Annotated in this window: 14 protein-coding genes; 3 read left to right on the top strand and 11 right to left on the bottom strand. The window is 63.9% G+C overall.

Going from position 1 to position 18,903, the window contains the following annotated elements; all coding sequences use genetic code 11:
• The first annotated feature begins 142 nt into the window (after positions 1 to 142).
• The gene (locus tag ABRP28_RS16150) at positions 143 to 2,680 is read left to right on the top strand and encodes a rhamnogalacturonan lyase (protein WP_350005939.1); all 2,538 of its coding nucleotides are present in this window, start codon (positions 143 to 145) and stop codon (positions 2,678 to 2,680) included.
• A gap of 100 nt (positions 2,681 to 2,780) precedes the next feature.
• Positions 2,781 to 5,996 (top strand): hypothetical protein, encoded by a 3,216-nt coding sequence (locus ABRP28_RS16145; RefSeq protein WP_350005937.1) that lies wholly within the window; start codon positions 2,781 to 2,783, stop codon positions 5,994 to 5,996.
• A 406-nt stretch (positions 5,997 to 6,402) separates the two neighbouring features.
• Here the strand turns inward: ABRP28_RS16145 and istB are convergent, their stop codons facing one another.
• The 11 genes from istB to ABRP28_RS16090 form a co-directional block, all read right to left on the bottom strand.
• Entirely contained in the window at positions 6,403 to 7,191 is a 789-nt protein-coding gene (gene istB / locus ABRP28_RS16140) for an IS21-like element helper ATPase IstB (RefSeq protein WP_374152872.1), read from the bottom strand.
• Entirely contained in the window at positions 7,191 to 8,408 is a 1,218-nt protein-coding gene (gene istA, locus ABRP28_RS16135; RefSeq protein ID WP_374152871.1) for an IS21 family transposase, read from the bottom strand. Before istA ends, istB begins: the two co-directional genes overlap by 1 nt.
• Before the next feature lie 255 nt (positions 8,409 to 8,663).
• A complete protein-coding gene (locus ABRP28_RS16130; protein ID WP_350006179.1) occupies positions 8,664 to 9,338 on the bottom strand; it encodes a 3-oxoacid CoA-transferase subunit B in 675 nt (224 codons plus the stop codon).
• Between the two features lies 1 nt (position 9,339).
• Positions 9,340 to 10,038 carry a 3-oxoacid CoA-transferase subunit A gene (locus ABRP28_RS16125; RefSeq protein WP_350006181.1) on the bottom strand — a complete coding sequence of 233 codons (699 nt, stop codon included), beginning with the start codon at positions 10,036 to 10,038 and terminating at the stop codon, positions 9,340 to 9,342.
• A gap of 3 nt (positions 10,039 to 10,041) precedes the next feature.
• Positions 10,042 to 11,265: a thiolase family protein gene (locus ABRP28_RS16120; protein ID WP_350006183.1), complete on the bottom strand. Its 1,224-nt coding sequence runs from the start codon at positions 11,263 to 11,265 to the stop codon at positions 10,042 to 10,044.
• A gap of 143 nt (positions 11,266 to 11,408) precedes the next feature.
• Positions 11,409 to 12,095: a substrate-binding domain-containing protein gene (locus ABRP28_RS16115; RefSeq protein WP_350006185.1), complete on the bottom strand. Its 687-nt coding sequence runs from the start codon at positions 12,093 to 12,095 to the stop codon at positions 11,409 to 11,411.
• 79 nt (positions 12,096 to 12,174) lie between these two features.
• Entirely contained in the window at positions 12,175 to 12,405 is a 231-nt protein-coding gene (locus ABRP28_RS16110) for a hypothetical protein (protein WP_350006187.1), read from the bottom strand.
• A gap of 144 nt (positions 12,406 to 12,549) precedes the next feature.
• Positions 12,550 to 13,563 carry an inositol 2-dehydrogenase gene (gene iolG, locus ABRP28_RS16105; protein WP_350006189.1) on the bottom strand — a complete coding sequence of 338 codons (1,014 nt, stop codon included), beginning with the start codon at positions 13,561 to 13,563 and terminating at the stop codon, positions 12,550 to 12,552.
• An 81-nt stretch (positions 13,564 to 13,644) separates the two neighbouring features.
• The gene (locus tag ABRP28_RS16100; protein WP_350006191.1) at positions 13,645 to 14,529 is read right to left on the bottom strand and encodes a sugar phosphate isomerase/epimerase family protein; all 885 of its coding nucleotides are present in this window, start codon (positions 14,527 to 14,529) and stop codon (positions 13,645 to 13,647) included.
• On the bottom strand, positions 14,526 to 15,608 hold the full coding sequence (locus ABRP28_RS16095) for a Gfo/Idh/MocA family oxidoreductase (RefSeq protein WP_350006195.1): 1,083 nt from the start codon (positions 15,606 to 15,608) through the stop codon (positions 14,526 to 14,528). The genes ABRP28_RS16100 and ABRP28_RS16095 overlap by 4 nt, the downstream gene beginning before the upstream one ends.
• A gap of 152 nt (positions 15,609 to 15,760) precedes the next feature.
• Positions 15,761 to 17,371: an IclR family transcriptional regulator gene (locus tag ABRP28_RS16090; RefSeq protein WP_350006197.1), complete on the bottom strand. Its 1,611-nt coding sequence runs from the start codon at positions 17,369 to 17,371 to the stop codon at positions 15,761 to 15,763.
• 308 nt (positions 17,372 to 17,679) lie between these two features.
• On the opposite strand from ABRP28_RS16090, the gene chvE reads away from it, so the two are divergent.
• Positions 17,680 to 18,840, top strand: a complete 1,161-nt coding sequence (chvE, locus tag ABRP28_RS16085) for a multiple monosaccharide ABC transporter substrate-binding protein (RefSeq protein WP_350006199.1) — start codon at positions 17,680 to 17,682, stop codon at positions 18,838 to 18,840.
• Positions 18,841 to 18,903: the final 63 nt, after the last annotated feature.

Raw genomic sequence — 18,903 nt, 5'->3', positions numbered from 1 at the left:
GCCTCGGTCATTGACATTGTCTCCGGGTGCTACCTAACATTACGTGACCGGTCACGGAGTCACGTGAGCAGGTACCGGGGCGCATTCGAGCCCGCACGGAACCCCCTATCCCCCATGGCAAGAGCCAGAGATGGATTCGAAGATGAATCGTGCAAGAAAACTGATCCCTGCGGTACTGACGGCGGGGGTGATGCTGGCCGGCGTGGCCCTACCCGCCACTCCTGCGAACTCCTCACCGTCTGGTGGACCAGCATCCGATGCCCGCGGCCACGACGTTGGTGCACCATTCCAGCTTGAGCAGCTTGATCGGGGCCTGGTAGCTGTGAGCACTGACGAAGGAGTCTTCCTGAGCTGGCGTTTGCTCGGATCGGAGGCGACGGGTGCCACGGCGACCGGCCTGGCCGGCCCCGGCTTCACCGTATATCGCGACGGTCAGGCAATCGCGACCGTGACCGACAGTACCAACTTCGCAGACACCGAGGGAACGCCGACCTCGCGCTACACCGTCGCCCCGGTTGTGAACGGTGTCGAGCTGGAGGCAAGCGCCCCCGTCACCGCCTGGCAGAACGGCTACCAGGACGTGCCGCTGCAGAAGCCCGCCGATGGCATCACACCAACGGGCGAGGCCTTCACTTACCACGCCTTCGACGCCTCAGCGGCCGACGTCGACGGGGACGGCGCCTACGAACTCGTGGTGCTCTGGAACCCCTCGAACCAAAAGGATGTATCCCAAAAGGGCTACACCGGCACCGTCTACGTCGATACCTACGAACTCGACGGCACCCTGCTCAACCGCCTCGACCTCGGCCCGAACATCCGGGCGGGCCAGCACTACACCCAGTTCATGGTCTATGACTTTGACGGCGACGGTCGCTCCGAAACCATGTTGAAGACCGCGCCCGGCACGAAGTCCACCGGTTACAACGCCGATGGATCGGTCGCGAATGAAGGCTACGTGACGATGCCCCAATCCGACATCGACGCGGGCTACGCCCACACCGATGACTACCGCCTCAGCGCAGACGGCTACCACGCCCACCTGGTATCCATGCTGCAGGGCTGGAGCGAGCATCCTGAGGTGAAGGCCGGAAACTGGCCCGCCACCGTTGAGGACGCGCTCGGCATCCCGGTAACCCACCAGTACCCGCTTTCGGAGCAGAGCGCCGTTGAGCTCGCCGATTACTTCATCGACGTCTACGCCCCCTCGCGCAGCCCGAGGAACCTGCTGCGTCAGTTCGAGGGCTTCATCCTCGACGGCCCCGAGTACCTGACCGTGTTCGACAGCGCCTCCGGCAAGGAACTGCAGACCATCCCGTACAAGCCGGGCCGGGGCGACGACGGCGTGTTGTGGGGCGACTACGCGTACGGCGTCATCGAACCGGGCAACCGGGTTGACCGCTTCATCGCCGGTGTGGCGTACCTGGACGGCAAGCGCCCTTCGGCTGTCTTTGCCCGCGGTTACTACACCCGGATGACCATGGTGACGTACGACTGGGACGGCAAATCGCTGAAGGAGCGCTGGTTCGTTGACAGCGGCCACGTGCCTCTGACCAATCCGTTCAACGACACACCGCACGGCCGTGAGGGGACCGATCCGGAGTGGGGAACGATGTCCTCCCAGGGCTTCCACTCACTCAGCGCCGCGGACGTTGACGGTGACGGGAAACACGAGATCGTTTATGGCTCCGCCACCCTTGACGACGACGGGAGCGTTCTCTACAGCTCCTACGCGACACTGCCTGAAGGAAGCGCCGCCCCGGGAACCCGCGCGAAACTGGGCCACGGTGATGGCATGTACGTGACAGACATCGACCCGAAGCGTCCGGGACTGGAAATCTTCTCCGTGCACGAAAGCGCCCGCAACGCCCCCTACGGCGCAGCCATGCGCGACGCTGCCACCGGCGAGATCCTGTTCGGAGCATACTCCGGCAAGGACACCGGAAACGGCCTGGTCGGCGACGTCCGGACGGACATTCCCGGACTCGAGGTATGGGCATCGATGCCTGCCGGCACGTCCGCCAGCGGCCTGCTCAGCGCACGAGGTGAAATCCTCTCGACCAAGAAGCCGGACCTGGTGGACGCCACCATTCATTTCGCCGCGGAACCCACCACCCAGACAATCTCGGGAGACAGGGACGGCGCAAAGCGCATCGTCGACTGGGAGCGGGGCACCCTGCTGACCGAGGAGGACACCGCGGGCAATCCGCCACTGGTCGCTGACATCCTCGGCGACTGGCGCGAAGAGCTCCTCATCCGCACCAAGGACTCAACGAAGATGCGCATTTACACGAGCACCGAGGTCACAACGCACAAGCTCACGACACTCATGCACGATAAGCAGTACCGCGCCGAGATCGCCCGCCAGAACACCGTCTACAACTACCCGACCCAGCCGGGCTTTTACCTGGCGAGCGACACCGACTGGTCAACCGTGCCCATCCTCACCACACCGGTAACACCGAAGGAACCACAGTTCGTTGACCGCAAGGGAAGCCCGCTGGGCCTGATCGTGGTGCCCCAGAGCAACGACGTTGATTACTACGTCGACGGCGAGAAAGTCGACGCCGGCCCGCATGATGCTCCCCGCGAGAACGTGAGCGTGGCCGCCGTACCCAAGCCCTACCGCGCGGTAGCCACCGACGTGGACGCTACTTGGACGCACGACTTCAGTACGCGCTAAAGCCGGGCATCAGCCCTTCAATCGACCGCTCCGGACGCTGCACCTCCTTGCCGGCGTTCGGAGCGGTTTTCCCTTCTGAATCAATGGAGATCACTAAGCAATGAAACGAAGAAGCAGAATTGCCAGGTCAGGCAGCGCATGCCTCACCGCTGCCGCTCTGGGAGCCGCGTTCATCTCGGTCCCGGCGGCAGCATATGCCGCCGAAGCCAACCTCAAGTTCGATTTCGGCGGGCCAGCCTCACCTGTGGAGGCTGGATGGACACAGATGGCTGCCGGGAGCACGTACTCGTCCGCCCTTGGCTACGGTTTCCTCTCGGGCGGCACGAGCTTCCGCGACCGCACCGGCACGGGTTCATCGATGGAGCGGGACTTCGTCAACGGCGCGTGGGAGTTCGCGGTCAACCTGCCCAACGGAACGTATGAGGTAACAACGTGGAGCGGTGACCTCATCGCCGGCAACACGACCGACTTCACTGTCGAGGGCGTGAAGTACACGAGCAAGACCGCCGTCGGAGCCTTGGACAAGCACGTGAGCACTGTGCAGGTATCTGACGGCCGGTTGAACATCCTGGGAGCGCGCGACGGCCGGATCAACGGCCTTCTGGTGCAGGCACCCGTCGCCGTCCCCGCTTCGCTGGACGCCGCCGTCGACACCTCTAAGCCGGCTGTCTCCTTGACCTGGGGATCGGTTGGGGGCGCGACGAGTTATGAGGTCTTCCGGTCGACCGAAACGACCGAACTCGAACCTGTGGGCACGACGACCGAGCCGCTCTACCTCGATGAGAACGTGGAAGTCGGTGAGACGTACAGCTACGCCGTTCGCGCGATATCGGGGGAACGCCAGTCCGAACGGAGCGAAGCCCTCGCAGTGACCGTGATCGATGCGGGCGTTCCGGCGCCCGCGGCACCGACCGGCCTTTCGGTCCCGTCGATCGCGGAACGCGAGCTGACGATCACCTGGAACGATGACGACGCTGCGCAGCGATGGCGCGTCTACCGGACCACCCGTGAAGACATCCCGTTCACGCTCGTGGCAACCACCACCGAGCCGACGTGGACCGATTCGGATGTGTTGACGACCCGGTCCTACCTCTACCGAATCGTGGCCGTGAACAATGGTGGCTACTCGGCCCCCTCGGAGACGCTGAGCACCGCAGTGACCACAACGCTCGTCCGTAACATGGAATATCTCGACCGGGCTCCCGTTGGTGTCGTCGTTGACGGTGGCGTCTACCTCGGCTGGCGTCTCCTTGGCGGAGATGACCGGCAGCTTGGGTTCAACGTCTACCGCGATGACGTTCGCCTCACGCAGGAACCCATCGTCGGTGCGACAAACTTCGTCGACCCGGATGGCAACGCCGATTCTCGCTATGTCGTGACCGCTATCGACGGCGACCGGGAGATCTCAGTCACCGAGGAGTTCCAGCCGCGGGCGGAGCAGTACATTGACATTCCAATCAAGTCGCCGGGCGAGGGTTACCGCGCAGCCGACGCGAGCGTCGGTGACCTCGACGGGGATGGAACCTACGAGATCGTGTTCTCCTGGAACCCTGCCAACTTCCCGGACAATTCGGTCGCCGGCTTCACGCAAAGCCAGTACCTCGACGCCTACAAACTCGACGGCACGCAGCTCTGGCGCATTGACCTGGGCCGCAACATCCGCGCTGGCGCGCACTACACGCAGTTCCAGGTCTTCGACTACGACAGTGACGGACGCGCCGAGATTGCCTTCAAGACGAGCGACGGTGTTATCGACGGGACCGGGCATGTACTGGGCGACCCGAACGCCGATCACCGCGACGCCACCGGCCGCGTCCTCTCCGGACCCGAGTGGCTCTCGGTCTTCGACGGTCGCACCGGCGCCGAAATCGACACCGTTGAGTTCATACCCCAGCGGGGCGAGGTGGCCTCCTGGGGCGACGCCTACGGCAACCGCGTGGACCGCTTCCTCGGTGCCACAGCATACCTGGACGGCGTGAACCCCAGTCTCATCATGAGCCGCGGTTACTACACCCGCACGGTCATCGGGGCCTGGGACCTGGTGGATGGAAAACTCCAGTCCCGCTGGGTCTTCGACAGCAACGACTGGGGCAAGGAGTACGAAGGCCAGGGCAATCACAACCTCGCCCCGGCCGACGTCGACCGCGACGGCCAGGATGAGATCGTCTTCGGCGCGATGACCATCGACGACGACGGAAAGCCCCTTTACAACATCGGGCTACGTCACGGTGACGCGCTCCACGTGGCCGATCACAACCCGGCGCGGCCGGGCCTGGAAGTCTTCAGCCCCTTCGAGGACCCCGGTCACAATGGTGGTGTGGGAGCCGCGATGCGCGACGCCGAGACAGGCGAAGTGCTCTGGTCGACACCGGCCACCGAGGATGTCGGACGCGGTTCCGCCGGGGACATCGACCCGAGCCACCCCGGGAACGAGTCATGGAGCATTGGCGGTGACTACAGCTACAACTCGCCGACTGGCACGATGAAGAACGCCGCCGGTGAGATCATCTCCGAATCGATCCCGCCAGCGCTCTTCACCTCGTGGTGGGACGGGGACCTCCTCCGCGAAATCCCCGATGTTGCCGACTTCAACACGACGACGCAAACGGGCGTCCCCGTAATCCGCAAGTGGAATCCTGCCACCAAGACCACAGATGTCATCCTTCGTGATGACGAGTTGTTCTCGATCGACGGGACCAAGGCGGCGCCCATGGTCCAGGCGGATCTGCTCGGCGACTGGCGTGAGGAACTGCTCTGGCCGCATCAGGACTACAGCGCGATGCGGCTGTACACGACAGTAGACGTCACCGAAACGCGCCTGCCGACCCTCATGCATGACTCCCAATACCGGACTGGTGTGGCATGGCAGAACACGTCCTACAACCAGCCACCATGGCCGAGTTTCTTCCTCGGCACCGACATGAAAACGCCGCCGGTAGCGAGCATTAAATACGTTGCTGAGGACCGATGGACCGCAGAAACGTACTACCCGAAACCGACGACCACACCTGCAGCTGCACAGAAGCCGGCACTCACCGAAAACAACGAACTCGACTTCGGACTGGGCAGCGACAAGTTCCCCCGTGGCTCATCGCAGGTGACCCTCAAAAACCTTGAGCCCAGCGAGTGGTTCTACGTCTACCTCAACGAAAACGGCCTCGGATGGCACCAAGCATCACAGGAGGGCACCATCCAGGTAACGACGCCGGAGGGCACACGACCTGGAGACAACCGCATGGTCCTGTTCAACGCCGGCGGCGACCTCCGCGGATGGGACCGCCTGGAGGTAACGGGCCCGCCCCTGAAGGAAGGCTAGCGCTGTAGGCACGGGCCGCTTCGACTCATCGCCCACGAATTGATAGACGGAGGAAGACCTGGAGAGTGATCTCCAGGTCTTCCTCCGCTTTTATGAGCCTTTGCGCGCGTAGCAGAACGCCGCATCGGGCTGCCCGTGTGCCCTCATGCTGTCCTGATAGCCGGGCATCCTACGTCCCGGCGAACCTGGTTCAGAGCAGAGTGATCCTTCATTGACGTACACCCCAAGCTGGCACACGGGTTCTTGCTTGGTCCTCGGAACAACCGGAATTGGTCCGCGTTTGAACGAGAAGCCAGGGCAGCCCGCCCACATTCGGGACGCTCCTCATATCCACCGCTACTGCTGTCAGCGATGGTCGAAAAGTGAGCCATTTCGTGGGCTGAAAAGTGAGCCACTTTGACGTTGGTTATTCTGCCGTATTTTCGGGTCTTGTCGAGGGCAGCGAGTCGATCTGGGTGTGTTTGAGGCGGTAGCTGGAGCCTTTGAGGGTGATGACTTCGGCGTGGTGGACGATGCGGTCGATCATGGCCGAGGCGACGACCTGATCGCCGAAGACGTCGCCCCAGCGGGCAAAGGGCAGGTTCGAGGTCAGGATCAGCGAGGCGTGCTCGTAGCGTGATGAGACCAGTTGGAAGAACAGGTTCGCGGCGTCTTGTTCGAACGGGATGTAGCCGACTTCGTCCACGATGATCAGTCCGTAGCGGCGCAGCTTGACCAGTTCCTGGGGCAGCCGTCCGTTCTGGTGGGCTGCTTGGAGCCGTGCGACCCAGTCGATGGCGGTGGCGAACAGGACCCGGTGACCGAGCTGGGTGGCCCGTAAGCCCAGCCCGGTGGCGAGGTGGGTTTTGCCGGTGCCGGGCGGCCCGAGCAGGACGATGTTGGACGCTTCGGTGAGGAACGCCCCGGTGGCCAGGTGCGCGATGGTGTCGCGTTTGAGGCCGGGCTGGTGATCGAAGTTGAAGTCTTCAAGTGATTTCCGGGCCGGGAACCCTGCGGCCCGGGCCCTGATCTCGGCGCCGGAGGCTTCCCTGGCTGCGACTTCCCGGGACAGGACAGCGGCGAGGTACTCCTCATGGGTCCAGCCTCCTTCACGGGCCTGATCCGCGAGCCGGGTTGCTGCTTCACGGACCCGCGGTGCTTTCATCGCCCGAGAGTAGTACTCGATCTGGCCGATGGTTTCCTTAGCGGCCGGCATCAGGCGACCTGCCCGTCATCGAAGACAACACCGAACGCCCGGTCGTAGTCCGCCAGGTCCCTCAGCCCGGTTGTTTCGCCCACCGGGTGCGGGGTTTGGAAGGCCTTCCGCAGTGCCCGTGCCGCCTCAACGTGGTCCGGGTCGGTGATCGTCAGACCGGTGCCCCAGGACCGGGGGTGGGTCCCGACCGGTCTGCCGTCCATGCTGATCGTGACGGTTTCGAGGTCGGCGGTGACATCGACGAACCGGCCGATGGCCTGCGGGTGGACGGAGTAGTCGTTAGATCCCATCCGGACGTAGTAGTCCCTCGGCAGCCGAACCCTTGAGGTGAAGCCGGTAACCGGTGGAACCGGTGGCAGCGCCAGCATGGCCGCCTTGTCCGCAGCGAGCAGGTCCATCGGGCGTGAGCCAGTCCGCCTGACCAGCCGGGTGTTGGCCTTCGGCAGCCACTGGCCGAGCTGGGTGTTGAAGTCCTCCGGTGAGGTGAAGACCCGGCCCGGCAGGAAGGAAGTCTCCAGGAACTGGTTGGCCCGCTCCACCACGCCCTTGCTCTCAGGATCGTAGGGTTTGACTTGCACGACCCTGGTCGCCAAGACCCCGGCGAATGCCGCGACTCCGGCGGCGTAGCTGTTCCGCCGGCCGATGCCGGCTTCGTTGTCCCAGATCAACCGCCGCGGAACCGCGCCCAGGGATCCGAGCAGCTCCCACATTCCGGCCAGCAGGTCCCCGGTCATTCGGGACGGGATCATCCTGGCCTTGATGAACCGTGAATGCGAAGACACCATCACCAGGACCGGCAACACCCTGGCCTTGCCGGCACCGACAGGTATCCGGACCTCCGGGAACCACAGATCACACTGCGCCTGATCCCCGGGATCGTAAGAGATCCGGTCAGCAGGATCAGCCGGGGCATACTCGGGCCGGATCCTGGCAACGTTCTCCCGGAACCAGGCCGGGGACCCCGACCACCCCACCCGTTCAGCCAACACCGTCGCCGGCATCCGCGGGTTCTCCAGCAGCAGCGCACGAATTGCCGGTTCCACAGCCTTGATCCCGGAGTCCTGCGGCGACCGGACGTAAGTTGGCGGACTCTCAGCACTGACTGCCTTCGCAACCGTGTTCCTGGAGATCCCCAACCGCACCGCTATCGACCTCATCGACTCACCCTCGGCCAGATGCAACCGCCGAATAAGCGCCCAATCCTCCACTGTGATCACCCACCCAATCGTTTGGAACGGGTGGCTCAGTTTTCAACCGTCACAATGGCTCACTTTTCGACCGTCACCGACAACTGCTGCCAGGGAGCGACCCCAACGGCTCCCAATTTCCAGCCGTGGATAACAGGAATTGACCCTAACCATGGACGGATTGGGCGTTTTCTGGCGGGCTTGCTCGCCGTCGAACCGCCGCAGAAGGAACTCCGATAGCCCACCGGTCAGGAAAGCACTCCGGTCGCTCCGCAGTGGGAAAGGCTAATGTTCCGCGGCGGTCTTGAGCGGGACGGGCACCAGTTCCTGCAGTTCTTCGAGAGTGCAGCCGAAGGTCTCACGGACGGTGACGCCGTCAGGTCCGGTCAGGAAGACGGCCTTGTCGGTGTAGACGCGGGTGACACAGCCGACGCCGGTGAGCGGGTAGGTGCAGGACTCCACGATCTTGGAGGCGCCTTCCCGGGTGAGGAGGGTCATCATGACGAAGACGTCCTTGGCGCCGGTTGCGAGGTCCATGGCGCCGCCGACGGCGGGGATGGCGCCGGGAGCGCCGGTGTGCCAGTTGGCCAGGTCACCGGTCACGGATACCTGGAACGCGCCCAGCACGCAGATGTCCAGGTGCCCGCCGCGCATCATGGCGAACGAGTCGGCGTGGTGGAAGTAGGAGGCGCCGGGGAGTTCGGTGACCGGGATCTTGCCGGCGTTGATGAGGTCCTCATCAACCTGGTCCCCCTTGGCTTCCGGGCCCATGCCGAGCATCCCGTTCTCCGTGTGGAGCGTGATGTCCTGGTCCTCGGTGAGGTAGTTGGACACCAGGGTGGGCTGGCCGATGCCCAGGTTCACAAACGAGCCCGGGGCGATGTCCCTGGCCACCAGCCGTGCCAAGTCGTCCCGGCCCAGCGGGCTTGCGGAGGTTTGGAGGGTTGTTGCGGTGCTCATCTTAAGCCACCTTCTCTTCGGTGCCGGCCGTGGCGGCGGCCGCGGGAACGCGGACCACAGTGTTGACGTAGATTCCGGGGGTCACCACGTTTTCCGGATCCAACGCCCCGATAGGCACGATCTCAGAGACCTGGACGATGGTGTGCTTGGCCGCCGCGGCCATGATGGGGCCGAAGTTCCGGGCTGTCTTGCGGTAGACCAGGTTGCCCTTGCCGTCCGCCTTGAGGGCTTTGATCAGTGCGACGTCGGCGTGGATGGGGGTTTCGAACACCTGGCCGCGGCCGTCGATGATCCGGGTTTCCTTGCCTTCGGCCAGCATGGTCCCGTACCCGGTGGGCGTAAAGAACCCGCCAATACCGGCCCCGGCGGCGCGGATACGCTCGGCAAGGTTGCCCTGCGGCACGAGTTCCAGTTCGATTTCGCCCGCCTTGTATTTGGCGTCGAAGTGCCAGGAATCGGACTGGCGCGGGAAGGAGCAGATCATCTTCCTCACCCGGCCTTCCTTGATGAGCAGCGCCAGGCCCTGGTCGCCCTGGCCGGCGTTGTTGTTCACGACGGTGAGGTCCTTGGCGCCGCAGTCCATCAACGCGTCGATCAGTTCGAAGGGCTGCCCGGCGTTGCCGAACCCGCCGATCATCACCGTGGAACCGTCCTTGATGCCGGCCACCGCCTCCTGGACCGAATCTACGAAGTTCAACATGGCTTAGGCCTTTCCGGTGTTGGAAGCAGTGACGTTTTCGAGCACCACGGCCAGGCCCTGCCCGACGCCGATGCAGATCGCCGCGACACCCCAGCGCTCACCCGAGGCCTGCAGGGACCGCGCGAGGGTGCCCAGGATCCGGGTTCCGGAGGCACCGAGCGGGTGGCCCATCGCGATGGCCCCGCCGTGCCGGTTCACGATCGAGGGATCGATGCCCCAGGCGCTGATGCACGCCAGGGACTGCGCGGCGAACGCTTCGTTAAGTTCGACGGCGCCCACCTGGTCCCAGCCGATCCCCGCCTTCGCGAGGGCCTTGTTTGCTGCCTCCACCGGGGCGTAGCCGAAGAACTGCGGATCGTTCGCATGCGCCCCGCGCCCGGCGATGCGGGCCAAAGGGTCCAGCCCCAGCAGCCCGGCGGCGCTTTCGCTGCCGATCCACGCCGCGGAGGCGCCGTCGGACAGCGGTGAAGCGTTGCCCGCCGTGACGGTGCCGCCTACTTCGGCGCCCTCGGGCTCGTTTCGGAACACGGTCTTCAAGGCGGCGAGCTTCTCGGCGGTGGAACCGGGACGGATGCCCTCGTCCCGCACCAGGTCAGTTCCCGGCACCGGGGCCACGAGGTTGTCGTAAAACCCTTCGTCCCACGCCGCGGCGGACAGGTTGTGCGAGTTAGCGGCGAACTCATCCTGCGCCTGCCGGCTCACCCCGTACTTTTCACGGAGCCGCTCGGTGGCCTCGCCCAGGGAAATGGTCCATTCCTTCGGCATGGCCTTGTTCACCAGGCGCCAGCCCAGGGTGGTGGAAGCCAGGGTCATGTCCCCGGCCGGGTAGGGCTTCTCCGTCTTCGGCAGCACCCACGGCGCGCGGGACATCGACTCCGCCCCGCCCACCAGCATCAGCTCGGCATCGCCGGCATTGATCTGGCGGGACGCGATAATGGCGGCATCCAGCGACGACCCGCAGAGGCGGTTCACGGTGGTGCCGGGGATGGACACCGGGAGGCCGGCCAGCAGGGTGCCCATCCGGGCGATGTTGCGGTTCTCCTCACCGGCGCCGTTGGCGTTGCCGAACACCACCTCATCGATCCGCTCCGGGTCCAGCGCCGGAGCACGCTTCACGGACTCCCTGATCACATGCGCCGAAAGGTCATCCGGACGGACGGCGGCAAGGCCGGAGCCGAACTTACCGAACGGGGTGCGCACAGCGTCGTACACAAAAGCCTGGTTCATGGGGTGGTGTCCGTTTCGTTGTCCATGGTGGATAGGGTCCTGCTGGCGGTAGCAGGGCGGTTTTGGCGGAGAGTTCGATCCGGTGTCGGGGCGGCCCGCGTGGTTGAGGGTGCGGTTGACCTTCCGGCCGGGGAAGACTGTCGTTACTGTGCGGGGGCCGTTGGCAGTTCCAGCCTCGTTTGTACATAGGCTGTCTGGGCCGGTGCGGAGGTGAGGAAGTTTACGAAGGCTTGCGCTTGGGCCGGGTCGCTGGATTGGGCACTGACCGCTGCTGAGAACTCGGTGTAGTGCTGGAGCTCTGCCGGAAAGGGACCCACGATCTGGGCCTGGGGAACGAACAGCAGTTCGCTCAGCTGTTGGATAGCGACGTCGGCGTTGCCTGTGACGACAGCCTGGGCCACGTAGCCTTTATCGACGACGGTAGCGCGGGCGCCGACGTCCTCTGACAGACCAAGTTTGTCCAGGAGAGCCGTGAAGTAAGCGCCGCTTGCGCCGACGCCGGAGTAGGCAACTGATCTTGCCGCGCGCAGGGTCTGGACGAATGCTTCAGCCGTGGAGATGTCGGGCTCAGGGGTGCCGCGCTTTACGGCGACGCCGATACCGGCGCGTGCTACCGATGTCAGGGTGTGTGGGTCGACGATAGGGGTGAGGGAGCCGAAGGATTCGGTAACGGCGATCATCACGTCGAAGGATTCGCCGGCGTCGATGCGCCGAAGAAGTTGGCCTGTTGGTTCGAAGACAACGTCGATGCTGACTCCTGTTTCCTGCCGGAACATGATGATGACCTCATCAAGGGCTTTCTTAACAGCCGGTGAGCTAAAGACTTTCACTGGGGTTCGTTCCTTCTCGTTGTGCTTTTCAGCGGGGCGAAGTGCCGGAGGACCCCGAGCTCACTGCGTAAGAGCCGGGTTACGACGCCCGAAACTGAGAGAGGGGCACCGCGACGCCTCGTGTCGGGGTGTCGGGGACGAGGTCTTGCATCATGAGCATGCGGCGTTCGCCGTAGATGTTGTCTCTGATCCATACGACGCCGATTTCGGGGGCGGCTTCCACGACTGTTCCGCGGATATGGCCGTGCCGGGCGGCGCACGCGACCAGATCGCCTTCACGGACATTCCATGCCCATTTGCCGGTTGACATGTTGTCTCCTCAATCGTCGGTGCCAGCCGTGCACACCGCCGTTTTTGCATGGTGGAAGGGAGGCCGGGGGCCGATAAAAATGAAGGGAACTCATGGTTGGGCTGGGGCTTCCCTGGTTTGCAGGGAAGTCCCAGCCCAGAGGGGTTAGAACTCGACGACGCTCACGGTCTTGCCGGTGACGGCGGATTCGGCTGCCGCGTTGGCCAGGACCAGGGCCGATACTCCATCAGCGAAGTTCGGTGAGGTGGGCGTTCCGGTGCGGATGGACCGGGCGAAGGCCTCAAGTTCGGCGTAGTAGGCCTGGGGGTAGCGTTCGAGGAAGAACGGCAGGTATGCGTCTGACTCTTCTGTTCCTGCCGCACCGGACTTGCGCACTGTTGTGGGAGCAACGTTGCCGGCGGAGAGCATTCCGCTCGGGCCGAAGGCTTCCAGTCGCTGGTCGTAGCCGAAGGCGCAGTGGCGGGAGTTGGTGATGGTGATGAGTTCACCGTCGCTGCCGCGGAGGGTTACCACGGCGGAGTCGAAGTCGTTGAGCTCGGCGATGTCTTTGCTGAAGACGTTCGATGCCACTGCGGTCACTTCGACGATGTTCGGGACGAAGGAGCGTGCCATGTCGAGGTCGTGGATCGTCATGTCGCGGAAGATGCCGCCGGATCCGGCGATGTAGTCGCGCGGGGCGGGCTCGGGATCGCGGCTTGTAATGGTGAGCTGTTCGAGCTTGCCGATTTCCCCGGCTTCGACCCGGGTGCGTACCGCAGCGAAGGACGGGTCGAAGCGGCGGTTGAATCCGAGCATGATCGGGACGGTGGTGTCCTTGATCTGCTCACGGCATGCGAGGACGTTGTCGATGTCGAGGTCGATGGGCTTTTCGCACAGGACGGCGAGGTTGTGGGCGACTGAGCGGGAGATGAGGTCCACATGGGTGCTGGTGGGCGAGCCGATGATGACGCCGTCGAGGCTGGTGTCCGCGAAGACTTCTTCGGGGTCCTGCACGGCGCGTGCGCCGGTGCTTTCGGCCAGCCGGCGTGCCCCGTCGATGAACGGGTCTGCGATCAGGACGAGATCGATGTCCGGGTGGGCGGCAATGTTGCGGGCGTGTACCTGCCCGATGCGGCCCGAGCCGAAGAGTGCCAGGCGCAGGCGTTTGTCGTTGGACATAGGGTGTGGCCTTTCAGGAAAATGGAGAAGGAGGTGAGTCGCGTTGCCGGAGAGGGCAGGGGCGGTGCGGAGCTTGGCCGATCAGGGTGAGAGGGAGACTCCGGGGAAGCAGTTGATTGCTGTTTCGTAGGCGCGCTTAAGGCCCTCGGCAACGGGCAGGCTGCGGTGTTCGGCGGAAATGATTTCAACCCCCCAGGGGCCTTTGTATCCGGCATCGAGAGTTCTCTGGATGAACGTGCGGGTGTCGAAGTCGCCCTGACCGCAGTAGGCGCGGTTGTTGATGGTGTCTTCGAAGATGGTGCCAACGACGTCCTTGTAACCGTCGTCGATTTCTACGGCGAAGACCCTGTCCATGGGCACAACGTCCCAGAGGTCGTCGTGGGAAAGACCGGACCTGTGAGTGTGCCAGATGTCGATCATCAGGCCCGCGGCGGGACTGTCGGAGTAGGTCACGACCTTGACCGCTTCCTGCGCCGTGCGCAGGTGGGAGAACGGTGTCGCTTCGAGGGCAAGCCGGACGCCGGATTCAGCGGCCTCCTCTGCCAGGTCGGAGAATGCGCTGGCCATCGTCGACAGCGGCAGGGGGTTGTCCGTCATGCCGGCTCCGACCTTGATGTGCCGGGCACCCAGGGCCTTTGCGGCTTCGAACAGTTCGGCGCGTTGGATGTCAGATTCGGTGCGCTCGGCTCCGGTGGCCCACCAGCCGTTAAGGAATTCGACTTCGATGATGCCGATTCCTGCCTCGCGGATCATACGCCCCAGCTCGGCGTAGCCAATGGTGCGGCGTGCATGCAGCAGATCGTGGTGTACCAACCCGATGCCTGACCACCCGGTCTGGGCAATGAGGTTGATGCGCTCCTGGATCGGGATGGGGCTGGTTTCGTCCGGGCGTCCGGGGGCGGTATCGCCGGCGCTCACCCAGCAGGTTGCGATCAGCTGCGGGGCTGCGCTGGTTTCGCTGGTCATGCGGTCTCGACCTCCATGGATGCTCCCTGTTCCTTCTCGGAGCGGTAGCAGGCGTCGACAATCCGAGCGACGGCCAGGGCATCGGCGACCGGTGCGACTACCGGGGCGCCGGTGCGGATGCTGTCGACCCAGCCACGCATTTCAGGGTGGAAGTTGCTGATGTTTCCGAGTTCGGGCAGTTCCGAGAACTTGTTCAGTTCGGTCCTGGCGAAGGGCGGGGTGAAGTGGCTTTGGGTCCACTCGGTCCAGCCGGCGCGCCAGCCGGCACGGTCCTGGTCCACGTAGACGCGCAGCTTCTGGGGCAGGATGCCGATTTCCAGCATGCCGCCGGTTCCGTAGACGGAGATACGGGAGCTTTCGAACCACTCAAGGTGGTCGTGTCCGTCGAAGCTGAAGGTCACGGACTTGTCAGGGTAGTTCAGCAGGACGGCGGCGGAATCTTCCCGGCTCGACTCGTCGGACAGGCGTCCGGACTTGTGGACGCGGGCGTTGACGGTATCGGGTGCGCCGAACATGTGCACCAGGGAGTCAAGCATGTGGCATCCGATGATCCACAGTGCCCCTCCCATGTCGGCGGGCTGGTTCAGGTGCGCGGTCAGGTGTTCACCGACGAGGGCAGCACCGCGGGCTGAGACGGAAACCACCTCACCAATGACGCCGGCGTCGATGAGTTCCTTGGCCTCTGCGATGGACTGGGCGAGGCGAACGTTGTAGCCGACCTGCACCACCAACCCGGGGGCTGCCTTGGATTCGGCTTCGGCCAGCTGGACCAGATCCTCAACGGTTCCCCCGCCCGGCTTTTCGACGACAACGGACTTGCCGGCGGCCAGTGCACGCAGGGCGTGGGGAACCATGTCCTTGCTCTTGGAGTGGACCATAATCGCGTTGATGCGCTCATCCTGGAGCAACGCGTCAATGGAGCGGGGCTCCATATCGTACTTATCGGTGAAGTACTGCAGCCGGGGATCGTCGTCCGCGGCCGCAACCACTTCCACCCCTTCAATTTCGCGCAGGGCGCGAACCCGGGCAGAGGCGTGCGGGTGAGTGATTCCCAGAAGTCCTACGACAATCGGTTCCAACGCATTGTCTCCTTCGACTGAGCACCTGATCGGTGCGTTTGATGGATGTTTGATGGGGCGGGCAGCGACGCCCGGCCGGATCAATAAAATTCAGTATGCAGTGTCACCTAGCGGACAGCTTGTCCAAAGCATTTCATGGAGGCGGCTGTCGGTCAAGCTATGACCTGTGACACGTCCGCGTCCTTCTTTGACGCAGAGTGCGGTGCCCCGAGGTAGTCCGACAAAACTTTGGTTCCCCGCAGGAGGAGATCGACGATGGGCTCTTCGCCCTCGGGCCGGTTCAGGATGCCCTCGCGCAGTCCACTGATGGACAGGGAAGCCGCAACTTCGCCGCGGTGGTCGAAGATGGGTGCCCCGATGGCGGCGATGCCCGGGGTGACGTTGTTGTCACTGACCACGAACCCCTGGTTCCTGATGTGCTCAAGTCCGGAATAGAACTCTGAACGGGACCGAACGTCGCGCCAGGGCTCGCCGCTGCTCGCGACGATCGCGGCATATTCATCCCAGGAGGCCCGGTCTTCGAACGCGAGCAGCGCACGGGGCGCGGCGCCGACATGGAGGGGAAGGGACTCCCCCAGTTTCAGGACCCGGCTGTTGACCCGTATCCCGTCAATGCGCTCGATGCAGACCGCCCGGGTGCCGCGGCGGATGCACAAGAAGGTCGTTTCCCCCGTTGCTGCGTGGATTTCGCGCAGGATGGGGGCGGCGGCCCGGCGTATATCGAGGCGGCGTGTGAGGTCGCCGGAAAGGGCGATCATTTTGCTTCCCACCCGGTATGCGCCGCGATGGCCGATCTGTTCCACCCATCCGGCTTCGGCCAAGGTGGCCAGCATCCGGTAAATGGAACTGGCGGGTTCTTCGAGCATCTCGGTCAGCCGGGTCGACGTCGCGATGCGTTCTTCAGCCAGGGCCGACATCAGTGCGGATGCTTTCGCGATGACGGCAGGGGCGCGGGGGGAGTCACGCTCGGATCCTTCCGGAGGATCGAGTCGGGTGGCTTCTTTTCCCTCGTTCGGGTCTTCCTGGGACATGGAAGCGGCGATGGCCTGGGCGGCGGTGTCCAGGATCTTCCGTGCCGCGTCCTCCTGGCCGAGGACCGTTGCCCGCAGGCCCGCGACCGAGATGGCACCGAGCAGGCTGCCATCCTGCCGGAAGACCGGAACGGCGATTGATGCGACGCCTTCGATGACCTCGCTGTCTTCAACGCTCCATCCGCGGTTGGCGGTCTGCTCGACCCTCTCCCTCAACTGCTCTCCGGTGACCGGTGTCCGGGAAGCGATACCGGGGTATGGGCCCGAGGCCAATACGCTCTCCCGGAACTCGGGGGCGCCGAAGGCCAGGAGAGCCTGGGATGCAGCCCCGGCATTGAGCGGAAGGGTGCGCCCGGGGGCCAGGTCGTGCAGGTCGACGTCGGCGCCCTGGATCTGGTCCAGGCATACGGCTCCGTTTTCGCGCAGGACGCAGAAGTAGGGGCTCATGCCCAGCTGGCCACGGATCCAGCGCAACTGTTCGCGCAGCTCTGTGCGGTCCACGAGTGCGTCGGCCGCGGCGTCGCCCAGTTTAAGTATTCCGGTCCCCAGCTCAAGCTTGCCGTCACCGCTCGAGCGGACGAGCTTCTCCTGCTCCAGCGCAGCGACAATCCGGTACACCGTCGGCCGCGGTTCGGACACGACTTTCGCCAGTTCCGCCGGCGTTGACTGGCCAATCCGGGCCAATTCATCGATCACCTGGCTGGCTTTTTTCAACAGCTGAATGGTGTTCACCAACCGCCTCTTTTCTGACCCGAAGGGGCCTCTAGCATCCGCGTAACTACCGTCGCGCAGATGCGCTGCACATGAGCACCTCTGCCATTGTCGTCCGCCCGGCCCACTGTGCCCTGGGAGGCGCGACTTGTGGTGCGCGCAAATGTAATTTGGAACACCACTAGCTTCATGTGCTGGTACTGTGCGAACATAGTGTCCATTGTACGGCACTAAGTGCTCGCAATCACATCTAAATTTTAGTCGCGGTGGTCATGCCGACGCAGAACTGACGCCTTCAGCGTCACGCGGCTCTCCAAAGGAGGAGAACGGTGTTTAAGAAAATTGTCATGTTCGCTGCAACAGCAGCCACGTCACTGGTACTTGCTGGTTGTGCAGGAGGGGGTGCAGGCAGCGGCAACGGGGCCGGCGGAGGGACACAGGCTCCCGCCGACACCCGCATCGGAGTTTCACTGCCCAGCCAGGATGAAGAGCGGTGGATCACCGACGGTAAGGCCATCAAGGAAGGGCTGGAAAAGGTCGGCTACCAGGTGGACCTCCAGTACGCCAATAACGACATCCCCACCCAGCAGCAACAGGTAGACCAGATGCTGACTCAAGGTGCCGATCTGCTGATCCTGGCACCGCTGGACGGAACGGCCCTGTCCCCCCAGTTGCAGCAGGCGGCAAGCTCGAACATCCCCATCGTTTCCTACGACCGGTTCGTCAGGAACAGCGCTGACGTTGACGTTTACGTCACCTTCGACAACTTCAAGGTCGGCGCCCAGCAGGCCACCTCTCTGCTGATCGGGCTCGGTGTCCTGAACAAGGACGGCTCCGAAGGCACCGCCAAGGGTCCGTTCAATATCGAACTGTTCGGCGGGTCGCTGGATGACAACAACGCCACCTTCGTCTTCAACGGCGGCATGTCGGTCCTGCAGAAGTACATCGACAACGGCACCCTGCTGATCAAGTCGGGACAGAACAAGCTCTCGCAGGTGGCAACCGAGAACTGGTCGCAGCAAAAGGCGCAGGAGCGCATGGATAACCTGCTTACCGCCAGCTACAGCGGCGGAGCAGCCAAGCTCGACGGTGTCCTTACCCCCAACGACAGCGTCGCCCGCGGTGTCATCACCTCACTGGGCAACGCCGGCTACGGCCCGACCCTGTCCTCACAGCCCAAGCCGATGCCGGTCACGACCGGCCAGGACGCCGAGGTTGCCTCCGTGAAGTTCGTCAACGACGATGTGCAGTTCTCCACCGTGTTCAAGGACACCCGCGCCTTGGCTGCACAGACTGTCAAGGCGTCCCAGGACCTGCTGGCAGGAAAAGACCCCGAGGTCAACGACACCAAGTCTTATGACAACGGATCCAAGGTCGTCCCCTCGTTCCTCGTGCCGATCCAGCCGATCTACAAGGACAACATCAAGTCCGCCCTGATCGATTCCGGCTACTACACCGCTGACGAGGTCGCAGCCGGCCGCCTTCAGTAAGTGCCCTTCAGGGAGGGGCACACAGTGCCCCTCCCCTCCCCCTCTCCCCTACAAGACCGATAG

It is taken from the genome of Pseudarthrobacter sp. WHRI 8279 (genome assembly GCF_040224115.2).
Lineage (GTDB): Bacteria > Actinomycetota > Actinomycetes > Actinomycetales > Micrococcaceae > Arthrobacter.
Note: the sequence above shows the minus strand (reverse complement) of the source record. Positions and strands in the feature narration are given on the sequence as shown.

What these genes read in the sequence shown, in the direction of transcription:
- ABRP28_RS16150 (WP_350005939.1), top strand. Translation starts at nt 143, where the DNA reads ATGAATCGTGCAAGAAAACTGATCCCTGCGGTACTGACGGCGGGGGTG.
- ABRP28_RS16145 (WP_350005937.1), top strand. Translation starts at nt 2,781, where the DNA reads ATGAAACGAAGAAGCAGAATTGCCAGGTCAGGCAGCGCATGCCTCACC.
- istB (WP_374152872.1), bottom strand. Translation starts at nt 7,191, where the DNA reads ATGCCGGCCGCTAAGGAAACCATCGGCCAGATCGAGTACTACTCTCGG.
- ABRP28_RS16130 (WP_350006179.1), bottom strand. Translation starts at nt 9,338, where the DNA reads ATGAGCACCGCAACAACCCTCCAAACCTCCGCAAGCCCGCTGGGCCGG.
- ABRP28_RS16125 (WP_350006181.1), bottom strand. Translation starts at nt 10,038, where the DNA reads ATGTTGAACTTCGTAGATTCGGTCCAGGAGGCGGTGGCCGGCATCAAG.
- ABRP28_RS16120 (WP_350006183.1), bottom strand. Translation starts at nt 11,265, where the DNA reads ATGAACCAGGCTTTTGTGTACGACGCTGTGCGCACCCCGTTCGGTAAG.
- ABRP28_RS16110 (WP_350006187.1), bottom strand. Translation starts at nt 12,405, where the DNA reads ATGTCAACCGGCAAATGGGCATGGAATGTCCGTGAAGGCGATCTGGTC.
- iolG (WP_350006189.1), bottom strand. Translation starts at nt 13,563, where the DNA reads ATGTCCAACGACAAACGCCTGCGCCTGGCACTCTTCGGCTCGGGCCGC.
- ABRP28_RS16100 (WP_350006191.1), bottom strand. Translation starts at nt 14,529, where the DNA reads ATGACCAGCGAAACCAGCGCAGCCCCGCAGCTGATCGCAACCTGCTGG.